We start from the raw sequence: 15,243 nt of genomic DNA, 5'->3' as shown, positions 1-15,243 counted from the left end.
TGTTCATGTTGTTTATGACAATTACATTTGCGAGACTTCATACATCCACAGCTGTCGTGATGGTGATCTTTTTTGCATTCACATTTATGGTGATCTTTTTTACATCCGCATTTCTTCCATTCATGTTGATCGCTATTTTTATGACAGCTGCAGGAATGTGCATCTTTGATTTTAAAACATTTTTGTTCCACGGCTTCTTTTCTTCTGGAGTCTCTGCAGTCATCATGGTCATAATCGTCCTCATAGCAAGTGCAATGAATGAACATCAAATTGTCCCAGAAATTGCAGAATTTATGCTTTCTTCTGCCTCTTTCACAGCCCTGAGAATACGGAAACCACATATTATTTCCCCCTAACTCCATGTATTTGCCCAAGGTAATACCCCGACTTAATACATTCTATGTATCTTTGTCCAATTGGTATGGACGAGCGCCCTTTTTTACAGGGGGAATATGCAGCATCTGTTTACTTTAGTTAGCTGCAGCCTTTCCATTCATCTTTAAGCATTCCGTACACGACGTGATCCACGTAGTGATCATACAGCCATTCCGCCTGTCTGATGGTTCCTTCTTCTGCAAAACCCAATCTCTCAGGGATGCTTCTGCTTTTCTTATTTTCTGCAGCAGCCCTGATATCGACTTTATTTAATTTGTGATAGTCAAAAGCATAATCCGTTAATGCTTTTGCAACTCTGGTCATGATTCCTTTTCCTTGATAGTCCTGGTGGAGCCAGTATCCAATATAGGCTGTTCTATTGGACCAATCAATTGAATTGTAGCCAGCGGTCCCGACCATTTTCCCATTATATAAAATCACAGTGTTCATGCTCTTATTTTCTGCATAGCTTCTCATGCAGCCTTGAATGAACTCCTTTGTATCCTCTGCTTTTTTGGTGTAATCCAGCCAGCCAAGCCACTCCTTCAAGTGTTCTCTTGCTGTGTCCACCAATTGAAACATTTCTTCTGCATCATTCATGTCCACTAATTTCAATGCCAATTCTTCGTCAATTTTATGTAAGAACATTTTCTTCACCCCTATTAATTAATATTGTATAATTTTACTATATGAATTGAAAAAATTCTCGGATAATTATAAAAATAGAAGATTTGGTAAAAGAGGGGTCAAGCGTGCATATTTTTGAATTGAGTAAACGGAAAGATTTATTTGAAGAAGCTGTAGACGCTTTCTGGAAGCAGTGGGGAAGTGAAGAGAGCTACCTTTTTTATAAAGACTGTATGCATCGATCATGTGAAACAGATGAAGAGGTTCCAAGGTTTTATATTGCGCTGGAAGATGAAACAATAATAGGTACGTTCGCTATCCTTCGAAACGATATCAATAGCCGGCAGGACTTATCTCCTTGGATTGCCTGTTTATATGTCGATCCGGAATGGCGGGGCAGGGGACTCGGGGCACAATTCCTTCAATATGCTTTGAAGGAAGCGGGCAGAAAAGGCTACAAAAAACTCTATCTGGCCACAGATCATGATGGTTATTATAAAAGATATAACTGGCTTCATTCATCAGAAGCCTATGGACTCGGCGGAAACTTTATTAAAGTGTATGAAAAGTCTACTGGTCTATGAAATGAACTGTTACATACCAAAATGACCAAGGAGGAATCCTTTGAATATAGAGTTGGCTAATAAAAGTGATTTACTTGATTTAATACATATTGATCAAGCAGTGATTGGAAACGATCATCGATCGGCTTTGATAGATAAATCCATTCATGACCGCTGTTGCCTTGTTTGCAAAATAGAAGGAAAGTCTGCAGGGTTTCTTTTATCCAATAACCAATTTTTTGAACATTGGTTTATCTCATTGGTCATTGTCCATCCAGATTGCCGGAAGAGAGGTATCGCCCGTGAACTTTTCACCGCATTTGAAGAAATGGCTGATGGAAATAAAATCTTTTCTTCCACAAATAAGTCACACAGCATCATGCATCATCTATTCCTATCACTCGGCTATGAAAAAAGCGGGTTTATCGATAACCTTGACAAAGGTGACCCCGAAATTATATATGTCAAAAAGCGGAAAGAGAAAGACTTGTGATCGTCAAAATAGATATCACTATACCTTCACTTGCTAAAGAGGTACTGGATCTTCAATATGAATCTTATCAAATAGAAGCAGACATAATCGGTTATGGTGAACTGCCTCCGCTTAAAGATAACGTGAACTCGCTCAAGAAGTGCGGAGAAGTCTTCTTTGGTTTCTATGAAAAAAATCAGTTATGCGGAGCCGCATCTTTCAAATGCGAGGAAAATATTGTTGATATTCACAGAATGATGGTCCATCCCAGCCATTTCAGGAAAGGAATTTCAAAAGCCTTGCTGAATCATCTGGAAGAGGAATGCAAGGGATTGGACGCCATGGTTGTATCAACAGGCACAAAAAACAGACCAGCCATTCATTTATATAAAAATGCCGGGTTTAAAGAGGTCGCTGAAAAGGAAATAACAAAAGGGCTGCGAATTACTACTTTCAAAAAGAGGCTGAAGTGAATTGGAGGATGAAAAATGGACAGTATCATATTCGATTTGGACGGAACGTTATGGGACCCCCGCGAGACGGTGGTTGAGTCTTGGAATAGAGTCATTAAAGAACATGATAAAGTAGACAATGAACTGACTTCACAGCATTTGAAGGAAACAATGGGAATGCAGATGCATGAAATAGGGAAGAAGTTGTTTCCCGAGCTGGAAGAAGAAGAAAGAGACCGATTCATGAAGACCTGCTCTGGTGTAGAAATCGGCCATCTGCGTGACAAAGGGGGCATCCTCTATGACGAAGTGGAAGAAGTCCTGGAAGAGCTTGCTAAGACATACAAGCTTTATATCGTTAGTAATTGCCAGGATGGTTATATTGAAGCATTTTATGACTATCACAAATTAGGAAAGCACTTTATCGATTATGAAAATCCGGGAAGGACAGGTCTTTCAAAAGGTGAGAATATTAAACTGATCATTGAGCGCAATCACTTGAAACATCCCCTTTATGTGGGGGATACGGAAGGAGACAGGAATGCTGCAATGCATGCAGGCATACCTTTTGTATACGCCAGGTACGGTTTCGGCAATGTAGACCATTATGATTATGTGATCGATACATTCGGAGAATTGCTTGAAATCTTTTAATTCCGGATACTTCCTGGGCTATTCACAGGAACTCCATTAATAGATGAAATGAGAACAGCAAAGGAAGGAGGAGTGACATTGGATAAGTTATCGAATGGGTTTATGGAAGAAGTTGTGAAGGCTTGCAGACCATATACTGCTCAAGGAGAAGTTATCGATCATATCCCAGGGCTGGATCAGTCACATGCAACCGATCTCGGGGTTACCATCATTACGAAAGAAGGAGACGTTTATTCAGCCGGAGAGGATGATTGCAACTTTTCACTTCAAAGCATTTCCAAGGTCATCATCTTATTGATGGCACTGGAAGACTTCGGGAAGGAAGTTGTCTTTCAAAAGGTTGACATGGAACCGACCGATGATTTCTTCAATTCAATATCCAATCTTGAAAATTATGAGGGTCACCGGCCGTATAATCCATTCATTAATTCAGGAGCCATAGCCACAGCGAGCCTTGTCAACGGCTCAACGGTTGAGGAGCGCTTTCAGAGGATACTATCGTTTCTGCAAACGATTACTGGGGATGATGAAAAAGTAAAACTCAACGAAGAAGTGTACCGCTCAGAAATAAAAAACGGTGCAAGGAATCGGTCACTTGCTTATTTCATGGAAAGTACAGGAGTTCTTTCAAATAGAGAAGCCGAAGAAGCGCTGGATCTTTATTACAGAGTGAACTCAATCGACGTAAATTCGCTTGCGTTGGCAAAGCTTGGTTTTTTCCTTGCTAATCACGGTAAAATCAGTGCAACAGGTTCTCAGCTGATACAATCCAGACATGTCCGAACGGTGAAAGCGATCATGCTTACTTCGGGGATGTATAATGAGTCGGGAACCTATGCAGTTGATGTTGGATTCCCATTAAAGAGCGGAGTGTCAGGAAGTATCGTTGGAGCAGTTCCAGGGAGAATGGGGATTGGGATCATCGGCCCTTCCATAAACAAAAAAGGAAACAGTGTAGCAGGCGGACAAGTACTGAGGATGCTGTCAGAAAAACTCAGACTGAATATATTTCACGATAGTACCATCGTATAAAGGCAAAGTTAAGGTTCTATTTATAAATGACAGTCTTTTCTTAATAGGGGGTATGAAGTTGATCATCATGCTGAATGGTGCGTTTGGTGCAGGAAAGACAACCGTTGCCGAGGGTTTATTAGAAAAAATTGATGATAGTATGTTATTCGATCCGGAAATAGTCGGATATATGTTAAGGTCCATGCTGCCGGAAGATATCAAACGTAATGAGTCTAAAAGCGGGGACTTCCAAAACTATGAACTTTGGAGAGTATTAACTGTGGATACAGCCAAGAGGTTGAAAGATAAATATGGTAAGCATCTCATTGTCCCGATGACACTGAGAGTCCCAGCGTACTTTACATATATCTTTAATGGCTTTAAAGAAATCGATGATGAAACACAGCACTTTTGTCTGCAAGCAAGCAGGAAGACAATATTTAAAAGGCTCAGGGACAGGGGGGAAGAAGAAGGGAACTGGTGCTTCCAGCAAACCGAAAAATGCCTGCATGCATATGAAGAATATGATTTTGGTGAGTATATTCAGACGGATGATGTTGAAATCAATGAAGTAATCAGCAGCATAATGAAAAAATTGAACACAACAAGTTTTCAAAAGTAAGAAGAGGACAACCTTGACTTCAAGGTATCCTCTTCTTTTTAGCTAGGTGACAACTACGATCCAATCCTCGTCAAGGCTTTCAACCCCTTTATCAAACGTCAGCTTTGTTTTGAAAAGATAACGAATTCCGTTCTTTCCTGTTTGCAGCGTCTTAGGAATTCTATAGACAAAGTTAAGCCTGTTTGTTTCGTCTGGTGCCAAATCTTCTGATCTGTAAATCGTTGTTGAGTCGATGACCTTTTCTGTCGACTGTTTATCTACCATGATAAGATCACAGTCGATCCTCCGTACTTTTTGTTTTACAATCCCGCCCTTTAAAATGAAATACCCGTGAAGCAGCTCGCCGGGATAGAATTCTGTTTTGGGTAAGATTAAATCAATCTTGGCTGAACCAACACCAAGCATGGAAGCATATTTTCTCAGTAACATTCAGGCATCCCCCTTTTGTGAGTCTGTGTGCTTTTGTTCCAAATTCCTTTCAATTACTCCCAGCAGTTTTTTATCGCGCATGATGTTTTCTTTATTATCCTGAATCAATTGTTGTAAACTTTTCTTAATCAAGGTTTTCCACCCTTTCGCATTTGAGGTTGAGTATATAAAAAGGACCTTTACCGGAAAGGTAAAGGTCCACTTAATGCATGTATCAACCTTCACCGGACGGTAAAGGTCTCGCTAACAACGGTGTTGTCAATAAAGCCGAGAGCCAGGGCTCCGTATTGACGACTTTATTGTAAAAGCTACTCCCCTTTAGGAGAATATGAAATTATGACTCTATAGTACGAGCTCAGCGGCGAATTGTCAATTGAAATCCTCCCGCGCGCAAAGTTTGTCGAGAGAAAAAGAGTAGAAGCCTATTGTATTGAAGTGATCCAACATGATAAAATTCAGCTACACGGTAAAATAAAATTTACCGAGTTAATTTTATTACATGGGGATGTCTAAATGAAATCAATGTTCATCATCAAGGAATATGATCAGTTAAAAGCGTTAAGTGATCCGTTTCGTATCAAGCTTATGATGCGCCTTGTAGAAAAGCCATATACAGGACAGCAGCTTTCTGAGTTGTTTGAAATGTCCCGCGCAAGAATTCATTATCACTTGAAGGAATTAGAGAAACTGGGATTGATCGAAATCGTTAAGACCGAAGAAAAGAACGGAATAATACAAAAATTCTTTCAGTCGGTATCTAGCGGTTTTTATCCTGATGCAAGCCTGCTGCCTCATAGAGAAGAAATAAGTGAAACGAAAAGACTGATGATGTACGGTATGCTCGAGAGGACGATGAGCCGGATACTTGAAGCACCAAGTTCAGCATTTGAAGAGGCTGGAGATAAAGATCCATCTGATTGGAATATACTTGCATCATCCTGGGAAACCACAAGTTCAGAGGATAACTTTAAATGGTTTGTTAAAGCATACTTCGAACTTGTCGGTGAATTTCAAAAAAGAGCAAGAGAAGAAAAAGGGGTTGAACAAAATGTCTATTATATGACCGGGATTGGTTTCGAGGTGGAAGAATCTAAATTTGCAGAAAGGCTTTTGGATGTGGAAAAAGAAGAAGACCGTTGATCGGTTTTTTTTAGACAATCAGTAAAAAAAAACTTACTGTATAAAAGTATTTTTTGATGTCACGGTAAAATTATTTTTACCGAGTAAAATAATCACACTGATTTAGGAGGGGAAAGCATGAAAGAATTATTATTTCATAACAGAAATTTTGCTTGGTTATTTTTTGGGAGACTGGTCACGAATATGGGTGACAGTATTTACTATGTTGCAGCAATGTGGCTTGTATATGAAATGGGGGGGAATGCATTTTACACGGGTCTGGCCGGATTAAAGGCAACTCTTTGTTTTCTTTTGCTTTTCAAGGGGTCGATCTTGCCTTCAACGCCATAGCCGGTATTCTCCTGACTATGATCGGAGCAATTACCCTCTATTTAATTGATGCGGTTACCTTTATTGCTGCGTGCATACTTTTCAGCCTGTTAAATATTCCTGAAAAAGAATCAGTTAAAGAAAAACAAAAGATTAAACAAACGATACACCAATACAAAACTGATCTTATTGAAGGTTTTTCAATAGTATTCCGTTCCCATCTGGCCAAATTCCTCCTGGGATCAATCGTTGCAAACTTTGCTATTGGATCTGTGTATGCAATCTTACCTGCTTTTGCAGATGGCAGGGCTGGTTCCGGGCTTTACGGACTTTATTTGGCGGCAATTTCAGGTGGAGCGCTTATAGGTGCGCTTTCCGCTTCTTGGCTAGGGCGCTTCCCGGTCGGCAAGCTTACCATTCTATCATTTATGATTGGAGGAACGATGTGGCTAAGTTCGGGTTTCATATCCAGCAACAGTATAAGTATTCTTTTATTTGGTATTTCATGGATACCCATTGGGGCGACAAATGTCATATTTGGATCTGCGATTCAGTCAATGGTCCCATCAAGGTTACTGGGCAGGATATTTTCTGTAACAGCATCATTGGGAGCGGTGGCAATGCCGCTCGGCTCTCTTCTTGGAGGGCTGCTGGCCAGCCAGTTCGGACCGGAAGCAGTATATATATCGAGCTCAGGAGGGATTTTGTTTATAGCCCTGGTATGGACTATAAACAAAACACTCCGCTCCCTTCCGGAAACTTCTAAACTAAAACCTGGAGAAATGGGCCTGCCTGAAGGAGACCCTGCTGTATCCGGGGAAGTAATCTCCGGATAATGAATCAGCGTGTTTGTTATTAACGTGACACCTCGCTAAAAGAAATCTGCTTCAACTGTTCGGTTTTAGTGTCAAATCTTATGTTTACAAGCACTCCGAATTCTTTATCTTTTCCCTTTAGCCATAGTTTGAATTTTTCTGTGCTGATGCCTCCACTGTCTTCACGGCCAATATGAAGATAGTCGATGATCTGAGCCTGGGGATAACGTTCTTTTGTTTTTTTCATTGCAAGACGGCCCCATTTCGCATAAGAAGGAATGGTCACGTTTATGCTTTCCAAGTACTTTGCTTCGCAGACCGTCCCGTGCAATCCAAGCGTCATCAATGGAATCAGGAACATACACATCATTATTTTTTTCAAAATAGAGGTCCTCCTGTTTTAGTATTATCATCTGTTGATTTTTCCTTCTTATTCCCTTCATGCAAAACCAAATCGTTTTTTATTGTGCTACTATTGAGAAGATAACAGGGAAAGTATGGTGGAAGGCAGGGAACTATATGGATATTAGGAAGAAACGAAAGACAGCAGTCTGCTGGAGCAGCGGTAAGGATTGCAGTCTCGCATTGTATCGCCTCTTGAAGGATAATGAAGAAATCGCTTGTCTTGTTTCGATGGTTTCCAGTAAAGACGAACGAAACCATGCACACGGAATTAAATTAAAGATCCTCAAATACCAGGCGGAGGCGTTGGGACTGCCGCTAGTGCTTATTGATTCAGAAGGAAATTATGAAGCTTCGCTTGTGGCTGCACTTAAGGGTTTGAAAGCCGAGCTGGGTATTGAACAAGTGGCGTTTGGAAGTTTGTATGCAAAAGAAGATAGGAAATGGAATGAGGAAATTTCACATAAAGCCGGAGTCGAACCCATTTTCCCTGCTTGGATATCTCCGGAAGACTCGAATGAACTCATGCAGGAATTCTTGTCTCTCGGTTTCACCGCTTACATTTGCAGGGCCTCAAGCGAACACTTCGATCAAACCTGTCCGGGCAGGATCCTTGATTTTCAGTTTTATGAAGAAATTCGGCAGAAAGCGATCTGTGTGATGGGTGAGGCGGGTGAATATCATACATTCGTGACAGATGGACCTATATTCAATAAGCGGATAGAGCTGCTGAAATCCGGTGTTGTGATGAATTCCGGATTGTGGTCACTGGATATACAAGATTGTCGATTGATTGCAAAAAACGAATAATGGAAGAATCTTTGATGTTGAAAAGCGCTCGATATCGGGCGCTTTTTCATATGAAAGAAAACACATCGAGCTAAGTTTATCCTTTGACATATGACATCGTGTCATCTATAGTAAGGAAGGTCTTGAAAATGACACTGTGTCACTTAGGAAGGGGGATGTATATGCCAAAGCCGACTTTTTATAATTTAAATGAAGAAAAAAGGCATATCCTGATTGAGGCGGCAAAAAAGGAGTTCTCCCGCGTATCTCTCTATGAAGCCTCTATTTCAAACATCTTGAAATCAGCCGGGATACCGAGAGGAAGCTTTTATCAATACTTTGAAGATAAAGAAGATGCATTTTTTTATCTGCTGAATGAACATACACAGGAAAGACATGAAGAATTCTTATTCAACTTAAAGAAATATCAAGGAGATCTCTTTCAAGCATTCATTGAAGTATTCTCCCACACATTAAAACGTTCACATAGTGAAGGTCAGAGCAATTTCATAAAAAACGTCCTCTTAAATATGAATTATAAGATTGAAAAAGCATTCACCAAATTCATCAGTAAAGAAGAATTGAGCAAAAGGTATGATGAAGTATTTCACCTTGTGGATTGGGACAGCCTTAATATCTCGGAAGAAAATCAGGTATATCATATCCTGCAGATATTATCAGCGGTAACGTTCCATAATCTTGTCCACAGCATCTCAAACGATTTAACGTTTGAAGAAGCAGTGACCAAGTATAAAGTTGAAATACAGCTTCTTCAAACTGGCATGACTAAAACAAGCTAACAAAAAGATTAAACATTTAATTTATATAAGAAAGAAGGGAGAAAATGAAGCCAAAATCACACGATGTAACGCAATCACCCGATTCCATTAATAAATTCCCATTATTGCTGGTGTTAATTTCCGGGGCATTTGCGGCCATATTGAATCAGACTCTGCTTGCAACTGCTCTCCCGCATATCATGGAAGACCTGCACCTGGAAGCCAGTACAGCTCAATGGCTGACTTCCATTTTCATGCTGGTGAACGGGGTCATGATCCCCATCACAGCATTTTTGATTGAACGATTTACAACACGCTCACTTTTCCTGACGGCCCTGGGTCTTTTTGCTGCAGGAACGCTAATCTGTGCTGTTGCACCAAATTTTGGCATCCTGATGGTGGGAAGGGTCATTCAGGCGTCCGGCGCTGGTATCATTATGCCGCTGATGCAGACGATTCTATTTCTGATTTTCCCTGTGGAAAAGCGGGGGAGTGCCATGGGAATGTTCGGACTGGTCATTTCCTTTGCCCCGGCCATCGGTCCGACTCTGTCAGGCTGGCTGGTGGATCAGTTCCCTTGGAGGAGCTTATTCTATGTCATTCTTCCAATCGTCATCATTGACCTGATTGTCGCCTATTTCATTCTCGTCAATGTTACGAAACAGACGTTCCCTAAAGTAGATATCCTATCTATCATTTTATCTTCGTTCGGTTTCGGAGGACTGTTGTATGGTTTCAGTACTGCAGGAACAGAGGGATGGAGCAGTGTGCACGTGATTGTGTCGATGATTATAGGTTCAATTACACTGACCCTGTTCATATTGAGGCAATTTAAATTAAAACAGCCTATCCTTGAGTTCAGGGTATTCAAGATAAAATTATTCACGATTACCACAATACTTGGAATGCTCGTATTTATCGCCATGATCGGGGGTGCGACAATCCTGCCGATATTGATGCAGAACATGCTTGGCTATTCAGCCTTTGAATCAGGTCTGATGCTGCTTCCCGGAGCCCTCATAATGGGCTTCATGAACCCGATTACGGGAAGGATATTTGATAAATTCGGGGCAAAGTGGCTTGCGGTTACGGGATTGATCCTGATTTCAGTTACAACATTCATGTTCTCGAATCTTACACCTCAGACTTCCTTCATGTATCTGACTGTCGTAAATGCTTTCAGGATGCTGGGGGTGGCAATGGTGATGATGCCCGTCACCACCGCAGGTTTAAATCAGCTGCCTAACCATTTAATCCCCCACGGTACGGCTATGAACAATACGATGAGGCAAGTTTCCGGTGCTGTCGGTACTGCTTTACTCGTGACGGTCATGACTACCGCGGCACAGCCCGCCAGAGGAGTGGAAGGTCTGGTACATGGGGTCAATGTTTCATTTATTGTTGCAGGAATATCTGCTATCATTGGTCTTTTCCTTGCATTTTTTGTGAAGGATAAGAGTCCTAAAAGAGTAAAAACTACAACTTAATTTGAAATCCTATTCCCATTTTTAAGGAAACAGGCTCTTTTTTATAGAGTAAAAAAACCTCGTCATACCAGACGAGGTTTTTCTACTTTATTCACTCGTAGTTTCATTAAAATCAGGGGCAGCTGCTTTTCGAATGAATAAGGAAATGATGACCGCTGATAAAGCCAGAGCAAGGGCGAACCAGTATGCATGGTGGACACCATATGTCATCGCATCATTCATTACATCCCGTGTTACTTTTCCGTTATAGCTGTTCATGAAGTTTTCCCTGCTTTGGGTCATGATGCTCACGAATATTGAAACACCCAAAGCACCGGAAACAGGCTGTAATGTGTTTGCAATAGCTGTACCATGTGGATACAAGTTCTTAGGCAGCTCATTCAATGCATTCGTTTGTGCAGGCATCATGATCGCCGAGATCGACAGCATCAATAATACGTATACGACGATGAAAAGCCAAATAGGGGTGGCTTCGTTAATATTGCTGAAGAAAAAGATGACACCTGTCAGCACAATAGTACCGGGAATGATCAATTTTCTAGGCCCGAATTTATCGAATAATGACCCCATGACCGGTGACATCAATCCATTCAACAATGCTCCGGGCAGCAAAAGCAGTCCGGCTATCTTGGCAGAATAACCAAGAGGACCCTGCAGATACATTGGCATGACAATTTCAGAGGCGAACATGGCCATGATCACAATGATGAATAGAATGACACCCCGGGCGTAACTTTTGTATTTGAATACGCGAACATCAAGCAGGGGCTCATCCAGTTTCAACTGTCTTAAAACAAACCAGATGAGACTGACTGCACTGATCAGGATGATTAAAATGATTTTGGAAGAGGTGAATCCTTCCCCATTTTCTCCGGCAGAGCTGAAACCATAAACGATCCCGGCAATCCCAATAGAAGAAAGGATGATTGACCACACGTCCACTCCGGGACGTGTCACTTCACCTACGTTCTGCAAGTATTTCCAAGCAAAAAGGATAGAAAAAATTGAAAATGGGATGACCGTGATAAACAACCATCTCCATCCGAGCATATCAACGATTACACCGGATAATGTCGGGCCGATCGCCGGCGCAAACATGATCACGAGTCCAAAGGTACCCATTATTTTCCCGCGGACTTCCGGCTTATAGATAAGTAACAATGCGTTCATGATGACCGGTATCAACAACCCGGTACCCACTGCCTGAATCATCCGTCCTGCTAAAAGCATCGGGAAATTCATTGCACCTGCAGCGATTGTCGTTCCAATCAAGAATATCGTCATGACACCGATAAACATTTGTCGGGTCGTGAACCATTGAATCAATAGTGCTGATATCGGCATCAATACTCCCATCACAAGCATGAAGCCTGTAGCGAGCCATTGAACTGTGGGGGCATTGACCCCGAATACTTCCATTAATTCAGTCAAAGCTATATTAAGTAAGGTTTCATTGAGAATAGCGAAAAAAGCCCCGATCATGAAAGTAATCAGTATTGCTTTTGAGTTTATTTTTGTTTCCATTAGTTCCCCCTGTTAAAGTTGAATGAAGCATTTCCCTGTTGGGATGCTTATTGTTATAAATTCTTTTTTTCCAAAAGCTCAATAATCCGGTCAAGTTTCTTGTTCAAATCAACTGCAGAATGAGATTGGACCTTTGAATTGATGATCAGCCTGCGAATGAAAAGGGTGAATGAAACCACACCAATAATGATTAAGCTGAATACAATCAGCTGGAATAGAATATCCCCAAGATTATACCCCATATTTTCCTCCCTGAATAAAGTTAATAATGACCATTCTAGTTTATAGGAAGAAATGGTAAACTACAATTATGAAAAATTGAAAAAAGTGAAAGGAAGGGCCATCAAATGTCTGACTCCATTCAACATACATATAATCGATTAGCTGAGACTTACCAACATGATATCGATAAAGCAAGTCCATACAATGCTTATTATGAGCGGCCTGCTATGATTGCTGAGCTGCCCGGTAAGTTAGAAGGAAATTCCATTTTGGATGCAGGTTGTGCAGCAGGCTGGTACACACAGTATTTTGCCTCGCAAGGAGCAAAGGTCACAGGAATTGATATAAGTCCGGAGATGGTTAAAGCTGCCAAAGTGAGGGTGGGGGACTCGGCACAGGTATTATGCCAAGACCTTCAAAAGCCGCTTCCATTTGAAGCCGACTCATTTGATATCATCGTCAGTTCTCTAACGCTTCACTATTTTGAGAACTGGGATGACACTTTTAAGGAATTTAACCGTGTATTGAAACCGGGCGGTACCTTCCTCTTTTCCATTCATCATCCCTTTATGGACTTTACACGAAATAACTGCGAAGACTATTTTACTTCAGAAACCATCACGGAAACATGGGAAAAGCCGCATATTACAATCGATGTCACTTTTTTCAGAAAGCCATTGGGCAGAGTCCTTAATGACACCACCCATTATTTTCATCTTGAACGGTTTGTCGAACCCCAACCAACAGAAAAAATGAAATCAATTAAAGAAAAATCCTATCGATATCTCATGACACATCCGCATTTTCTCATCGTAAAAGCTAAGTCGAAAAAGGCAAGTATAAAAGAAGTGTTTTAAATTTGTTCGAATCACATTTAGATTCCAGCCCCTTTCTAGTGGTTTATTGAGTGTACCCCGCAGGGAGGCACGACCGTGGAGGCTCAGGAGTTATCTTTTTAGTCCAACGAGTAATCTCACGAGCATATTTCTTGATAAAAAATTTTGCATGTCTTACAATAATCTCGAATTAATAATATATCTTATTGAGATATGTTGTAATCATTATATATTACTTAAACAAAAAGAAAGGAAGATTTAAGAAATGACCAAGGTATTATACATCACGGCTCATCCGCACGATGACTCACAATCATTCAGCATGGCTGCTGGAAAGGCATTTATTGACAAATACAAGGACGTAAATCCGGCACACGAAGTTGTCGCGATTGATTTATACAAAGAAGATATCCCGCAAATTGATGCTGATGTGTTCAGCGGATGGGGTAAACTCCAGACAGGTAAAGGATTTGAAGAGCTATCAGACAGCGAGAAAGCAAAAGTCGGCCGCTTGACTGAACTCGTCGATCAATTTGTAGAAGCTGATAAATATGTATTTGTCACTCCGTTCTGGAATTTCTCATTCCCGCCAGTAATGAAAGCATATATCGATGCCGTATCAGTTGCAGGAAAAACATTCAAATATACAGAACATGGTCCAATCGGTCTTCTTACCGATAAAAAAGCCCTTCATATCCAAGCACGTGGAGGCGTTTATTCAGAGGGACCTGCAGCACAAATGGAAATGGGGCACCGCTACCTTGACATCATGATGCAATTCTACGGAGTTCCATCCTTCGAAGGACTGTTCATAGAAGGTCATGCCGCCATGCCGGAAAAAGCTCAAGAAATCAAAGAAAACGGCATTGAACGTGCAAAAGATCTTGCACATACATTTTAAGTAATAAAGACCGGCGAGATGCCGGTCTTTTTCAATGACTCCTTTAACAAATTATGGTAGTATTATTCAGAAAAGTTAAACTTCCATTTAAAGGAGCCAGAATTGATGAATGAAAAAACTTGGAAAGAAGTAGACCAATATTTCACTGCTAAATTACATAAAAAAGACCAATTGATGAATGAAGTCATGAAAGCGAACGAAGAAGCTGAAATGCCTTCGATTGATGTGTCTCCCTCTCAAGGAAAGATGCTGCATATGCTGGTTAAGATGAAAGGTGCAAAACGAATCCTTGAAATCGGCACGCTTGGAGGATACAGCAGTATATGGATGGCGAGGGCACTCCCTGAGAATGGTTCTTTAATTACATTAGAGTACAGTGAAAAACATGCTGAAGTGGCACGGGGAAATATTAGAAAAGCAGGCCTTGAAAATAAAGTGAAAATCCTGACAGGTGCCGCTTTGGACACTCTGCCTTCCTTAAAAGGGCAAAAATTCGATTTTATCTTTATTGATGCAGACAAAAAAAATAACCCTCACTATATTAAATGGGCAATTGAGCTTTCGGAGCCGGGAACGGTTATTATTACGGATAATGTGGTCCGCGGGGGAAGGGTAATTGACGCCAAGAGTCCTGATGAAAATATTAAAGGGGTGCGGACATTTATAGACATTTTATCAGACAGTGAATTAATCGATTCTACAGCAATTCAAACAGTAGGCACGAAAGGCTACGATGGATTTGTGATCGGTATAGTAAAAGAAGGATAATAAATTAAATCACAAGGATGATAAGAAAGAAGGATCTTGTCCCCGGACATTTATTCAAATTTCCTT

The 15,243-nt window shown here is 40.9% G+C and carries 20 protein-coding genes and 1 pseudogene; 14 read left to right on the top strand and 7 right to left on the bottom strand.

All coding sequences use genetic code 11. From position 1 onward, the window contains the following. Nucleotides 1-37: 37 nt before the first annotated feature. Together ACKA06_RS08230 and ACKA06_RS08225 are read right to left on the bottom strand one after the other, a co-directional pair. Complete coding sequence (locus ACKA06_RS08230) at nucleotides 38-232, bottom strand: hypothetical protein (protein WP_032088595.1); 195 nt, start codon at nucleotides 230-232, stop codon at nucleotides 38-40. Nucleotides 233-474: 242 nt separating this feature from the next. After that, complete coding sequence (locus ACKA06_RS08225) at nucleotides 475-1,023, bottom strand: GNAT family N-acetyltransferase (protein WP_064565672.1); 549 nt, start codon at nucleotides 1,021-1,023, stop codon at nucleotides 475-477. A gap of 104 nt (nucleotides 1,024-1,127) precedes the next feature. Between ACKA06_RS08225 and ACKA06_RS08220 the strand changes: the two genes are divergently transcribed. The 6 genes from ACKA06_RS08220 to ACKA06_RS08195 all read left to right on the top strand — a co-directional run bounded on the left by ACKA06_RS08220 (nucleotide 1,128) and on the right by ACKA06_RS08195 (nucleotide 4,776). Then, complete coding sequence (locus ACKA06_RS08220) at nucleotides 1,128-1,586, top strand: GNAT family N-acetyltransferase (protein WP_411159419.1); 459 nt, start codon at nucleotides 1,128-1,130, stop codon at nucleotides 1,584-1,586. Nucleotides 1,587-1,626: 40 nt separating this feature from the next. Beyond that, on the top strand, nucleotides 1,627-2,058 hold the full coding sequence (locus tag ACKA06_RS08215) for a GNAT family N-acetyltransferase (protein ID WP_411159418.1): 432 nt from the start codon (nucleotides 1,627-1,629) through the stop codon (nucleotides 2,056-2,058). Next, nucleotides 2,055-2,510, top strand: a complete 456-nt coding sequence (locus ACKA06_RS08210) for a GNAT family N-acetyltransferase (protein WP_411159417.1) — start codon at nucleotides 2,055-2,057, stop codon at nucleotides 2,508-2,510. Before ACKA06_RS08215 ends, ACKA06_RS08210 begins: the two co-directional genes overlap by 4 nt. 15 nt (nucleotides 2,511-2,525) lie before the next feature. Then, on the top strand, nucleotides 2,526-3,143 hold the full coding sequence (locus tag ACKA06_RS08205) for an HAD family hydrolase (protein WP_411159416.1): 618 nt from the start codon (nucleotides 2,526-2,528) through the stop codon (nucleotides 3,141-3,143). A 78-nt stretch (nucleotides 3,144-3,221) separates the two neighbouring features. Then, complete coding sequence (gene glsA / locus ACKA06_RS08200; protein WP_058298561.1) at nucleotides 3,222-4,175, top strand: glutaminase A; 954 nt, start codon at nucleotides 3,222-3,224, stop codon at nucleotides 4,173-4,175. A 67-nt stretch (nucleotides 4,176-4,242) separates the two neighbouring features. Next, the gene (locus tag ACKA06_RS08195) at nucleotides 4,243-4,776 is read left to right on the top strand and encodes an AAA family ATPase (RefSeq protein ID WP_321203340.1); all 534 of its coding nucleotides are present in this window, start codon (nucleotides 4,243-4,245) and stop codon (nucleotides 4,774-4,776) included. A gap of 42 nt (nucleotides 4,777-4,818) precedes the next feature. On the opposite strand, the gene ACKA06_RS08190 is transcribed toward ACKA06_RS08195, so the two are convergent. Next, the gene (locus ACKA06_RS08190; RefSeq protein ID WP_032088568.1) at nucleotides 4,819-5,205 is read right to left on the bottom strand and encodes a sporulation protein; all 387 of its coding nucleotides are present in this window, start codon (nucleotides 5,203-5,205) and stop codon (nucleotides 4,819-4,821) included. Next, nucleotides 5,206-5,337 (bottom strand): FbpB family small basic protein, encoded by a 132-nt coding sequence (locus ACKA06_RS08185; protein ID WP_411159415.1) that lies wholly within the window; start codon nucleotides 5,335-5,337, stop codon nucleotides 5,206-5,208. Nucleotides 5,338-5,718: 381 nt separating this feature from the next. On the opposite strand from ACKA06_RS08185, the gene ACKA06_RS08180 reads away from it, so the two are divergent. Together ACKA06_RS08180 and ACKA06_RS08175 are read left to right on the top strand one after the other, a co-directional pair. Then, complete coding sequence (locus tag ACKA06_RS08180; RefSeq protein WP_411159414.1) at nucleotides 5,719-6,345, top strand: ArsR/SmtB family transcription factor; 627 nt, start codon at nucleotides 5,719-5,721, stop codon at nucleotides 6,343-6,345. A gap of 117 nt (nucleotides 6,346-6,462) precedes the next feature. Then, a pseudogene (locus ACKA06_RS08175) lies at nucleotides 6,463-7,490 on the top strand (MFS transporter). A gap of 19 nt (nucleotides 7,491-7,509) precedes the next feature. On the opposite strand, the gene ACKA06_RS08170 reads toward ACKA06_RS08175, so the two are convergent. Then, on the bottom strand, nucleotides 7,510-7,836 hold the full coding sequence (locus ACKA06_RS08170) for a YqzG/YhdC family protein (RefSeq protein ID WP_052011615.1): 327 nt from the start codon (nucleotides 7,834-7,836) through the stop codon (nucleotides 7,510-7,512). Between the two features lie 152 nt (nucleotides 7,837-7,988). On the opposite strand from ACKA06_RS08170, the gene ACKA06_RS08165 reads away from it, so the two are divergent. The 3 genes from ACKA06_RS08165 (at nucleotide 7,989) to ACKA06_RS08155 (ending at nucleotide 10,926) form a co-directional block, all read left to right on the top strand. Continuing rightward, entirely contained in the window at nucleotides 7,989-8,681 is a 693-nt protein-coding gene (locus ACKA06_RS08165) for a Dph6-related ATP pyrophosphatase (RefSeq protein ID WP_198257637.1), read from the top strand. A gap of 161 nt (nucleotides 8,682-8,842) precedes the next feature. Continuing rightward, a complete protein-coding gene (locus ACKA06_RS08160) occupies nucleotides 8,843-9,460 on the top strand; it encodes a TetR/AcrR family transcriptional regulator (protein WP_032088565.1) in 618 nt (205 codons plus the stop codon). Nucleotides 9,461-9,504: 44 nt separating this feature from the next. Continuing rightward, a complete protein-coding gene (locus ACKA06_RS08155) occupies nucleotides 9,505-10,926 on the top strand; it encodes an MDR family MFS transporter (RefSeq protein WP_411159413.1) in 1,422 nt (473 codons plus the stop codon). A gap of 87 nt (nucleotides 10,927-11,013) precedes the next feature. Here ACKA06_RS08155 and ACKA06_RS08150 read toward each other — a convergent pair whose 3' ends face one another. Together ACKA06_RS08150 and ACKA06_RS08145 are read right to left on the bottom strand one after the other, a co-directional pair. Further along, nucleotides 11,014-12,450 carry an MDR family MFS transporter gene (locus ACKA06_RS08150; protein WP_197670891.1) on the bottom strand — a complete coding sequence of 479 codons (1,437 nt, stop codon included), beginning with the start codon at nucleotides 12,448-12,450 and terminating at the stop codon, nucleotides 11,014-11,016. A 53-nt stretch (nucleotides 12,451-12,503) separates the two neighbouring features. After that, entirely contained in the window at nucleotides 12,504-12,692 is a 189-nt protein-coding gene (locus ACKA06_RS08145; RefSeq protein WP_411159412.1) for a DUF4083 domain-containing protein, read from the bottom strand. 105 nt (nucleotides 12,693-12,797) lie between these two features. On the opposite strand from ACKA06_RS08145, the gene ACKA06_RS08140 reads away from it, so the two are divergent. From ACKA06_RS08140 to ACKA06_RS08130, 3 genes are all read left to right on the top strand, one after another. Then, the gene (locus ACKA06_RS08140) at nucleotides 12,798-13,529 is read left to right on the top strand and encodes a class I SAM-dependent methyltransferase (protein ID WP_411159411.1); all 732 of its coding nucleotides are present in this window, start codon (nucleotides 12,798-12,800) and stop codon (nucleotides 13,527-13,529) included. 244 nt (nucleotides 13,530-13,773) lie between these two features. Beyond that, nucleotides 13,774-14,409, top strand: a complete 636-nt coding sequence (locus ACKA06_RS08135) for an FMN-dependent NADH-azoreductase (protein WP_198257633.1) — start codon at nucleotides 13,774-13,776, stop codon at nucleotides 14,407-14,409. A 105-nt stretch (nucleotides 14,410-14,514) separates the two neighbouring features. Further along, complete coding sequence (locus tag ACKA06_RS08130) at nucleotides 14,515-15,177, top strand: O-methyltransferase (RefSeq protein WP_411159410.1); 663 nt, start codon at nucleotides 14,515-14,517, stop codon at nucleotides 15,175-15,177. The last annotated feature ends 66 nt before the right edge of the window (nucleotides 15,178-15,243 follow it).

Origin of the sequence: Rossellomorea oryzaecorticis (assembly GCF_045897515.1) — a bacterium.
Taxonomy (GTDB): Bacteria; Bacillota; Bacilli; order Bacillales; family Bacillaceae_B; genus Rossellomorea; species Rossellomorea enclensis.
The sequence above is the reverse complement of the archived record's forward strand: the minus strand, read 5'-3'. Positions and strand labels throughout refer to the sequence as shown.

Bases quoted from the DNA above. Each gene is read 5' to 3' on its own strand.
- ACKA06_RS08145 (WP_411159412.1), bottom strand. From the start codon at position 12,692: ATGGGGTATAATCTTGGGGATATTCTATTCCAGCTGATTGTATTCAGC.
- ACKA06_RS08135 (WP_198257633.1), top strand. From the start codon at position 13,774: ATGACCAAGGTATTATACATCACGGCTCATCCGCACGATGACTCACAA.
- ACKA06_RS08205 (WP_411159416.1), top strand. From the start codon at position 2,526: ATGGACAGTATCATATTCGATTTGGACGGAACGTTATGGGACCCCCGC.
- ACKA06_RS08170 (WP_052011615.1), bottom strand. From the start codon at position 7,836: ATGTGTATGTTCCTGATTCCATTGATGACGCTTGGATTGCACGGGACG.
- ACKA06_RS08160 (WP_032088565.1), top strand. From the start codon at position 8,843: ATGCCAAAGCCGACTTTTTATAATTTAAATGAAGAAAAAAGGCATATC.
- ACKA06_RS08225 (WP_064565672.1), bottom strand. From the start codon at position 1,023: ATGTTCTTACATAAAATTGACGAAGAATTGGCATTGAAATTAGTGGAC.
- ACKA06_RS08190 (WP_032088568.1), bottom strand. From the start codon at position 5,205: ATGTTACTGAGAAAATATGCTTCCATGCTTGGTGTTGGTTCAGCCAAG.
- ACKA06_RS08230 (WP_032088595.1), bottom strand. From the start codon at position 232: ATGACCATGATGACTGCAGAGACTCCAGAAGAAAAGAAGCCGTGGAAC.
- ACKA06_RS08155 (WP_411159413.1), top strand. From the start codon at position 9,505: ATGAAGCCAAAATCACACGATGTAACGCAATCACCCGATTCCATTAAT.
- ACKA06_RS08130 (WP_411159410.1), top strand. From the start codon at position 14,515: ATGAATGAAAAAACTTGGAAAGAAGTAGACCAATATTTCACTGCTAAA.
- ACKA06_RS08165 (WP_198257637.1), top strand. From the start codon at position 7,989: ATGGATATTAGGAAGAAACGAAAGACAGCAGTCTGCTGGAGCAGCGGT.
- ACKA06_RS08140 (WP_411159411.1), top strand. From the start codon at position 12,798: ATGTCTGACTCCATTCAACATACATATAATCGATTAGCTGAGACTTAC.
- ACKA06_RS08150 (WP_197670891.1), bottom strand. From the start codon at position 12,450: ATGGAAACAAAAATAAACTCAAAAGCAATACTGATTACTTTCATGATC.
- ACKA06_RS08195 (WP_321203340.1), top strand. From the start codon at position 4,243: ATGCTGAATGGTGCGTTTGGTGCAGGAAAGACAACCGTTGCCGAGGGT.
- ACKA06_RS08180 (WP_411159414.1), top strand. From the start codon at position 5,719: ATGAAATCAATGTTCATCATCAAGGAATATGATCAGTTAAAAGCGTTA.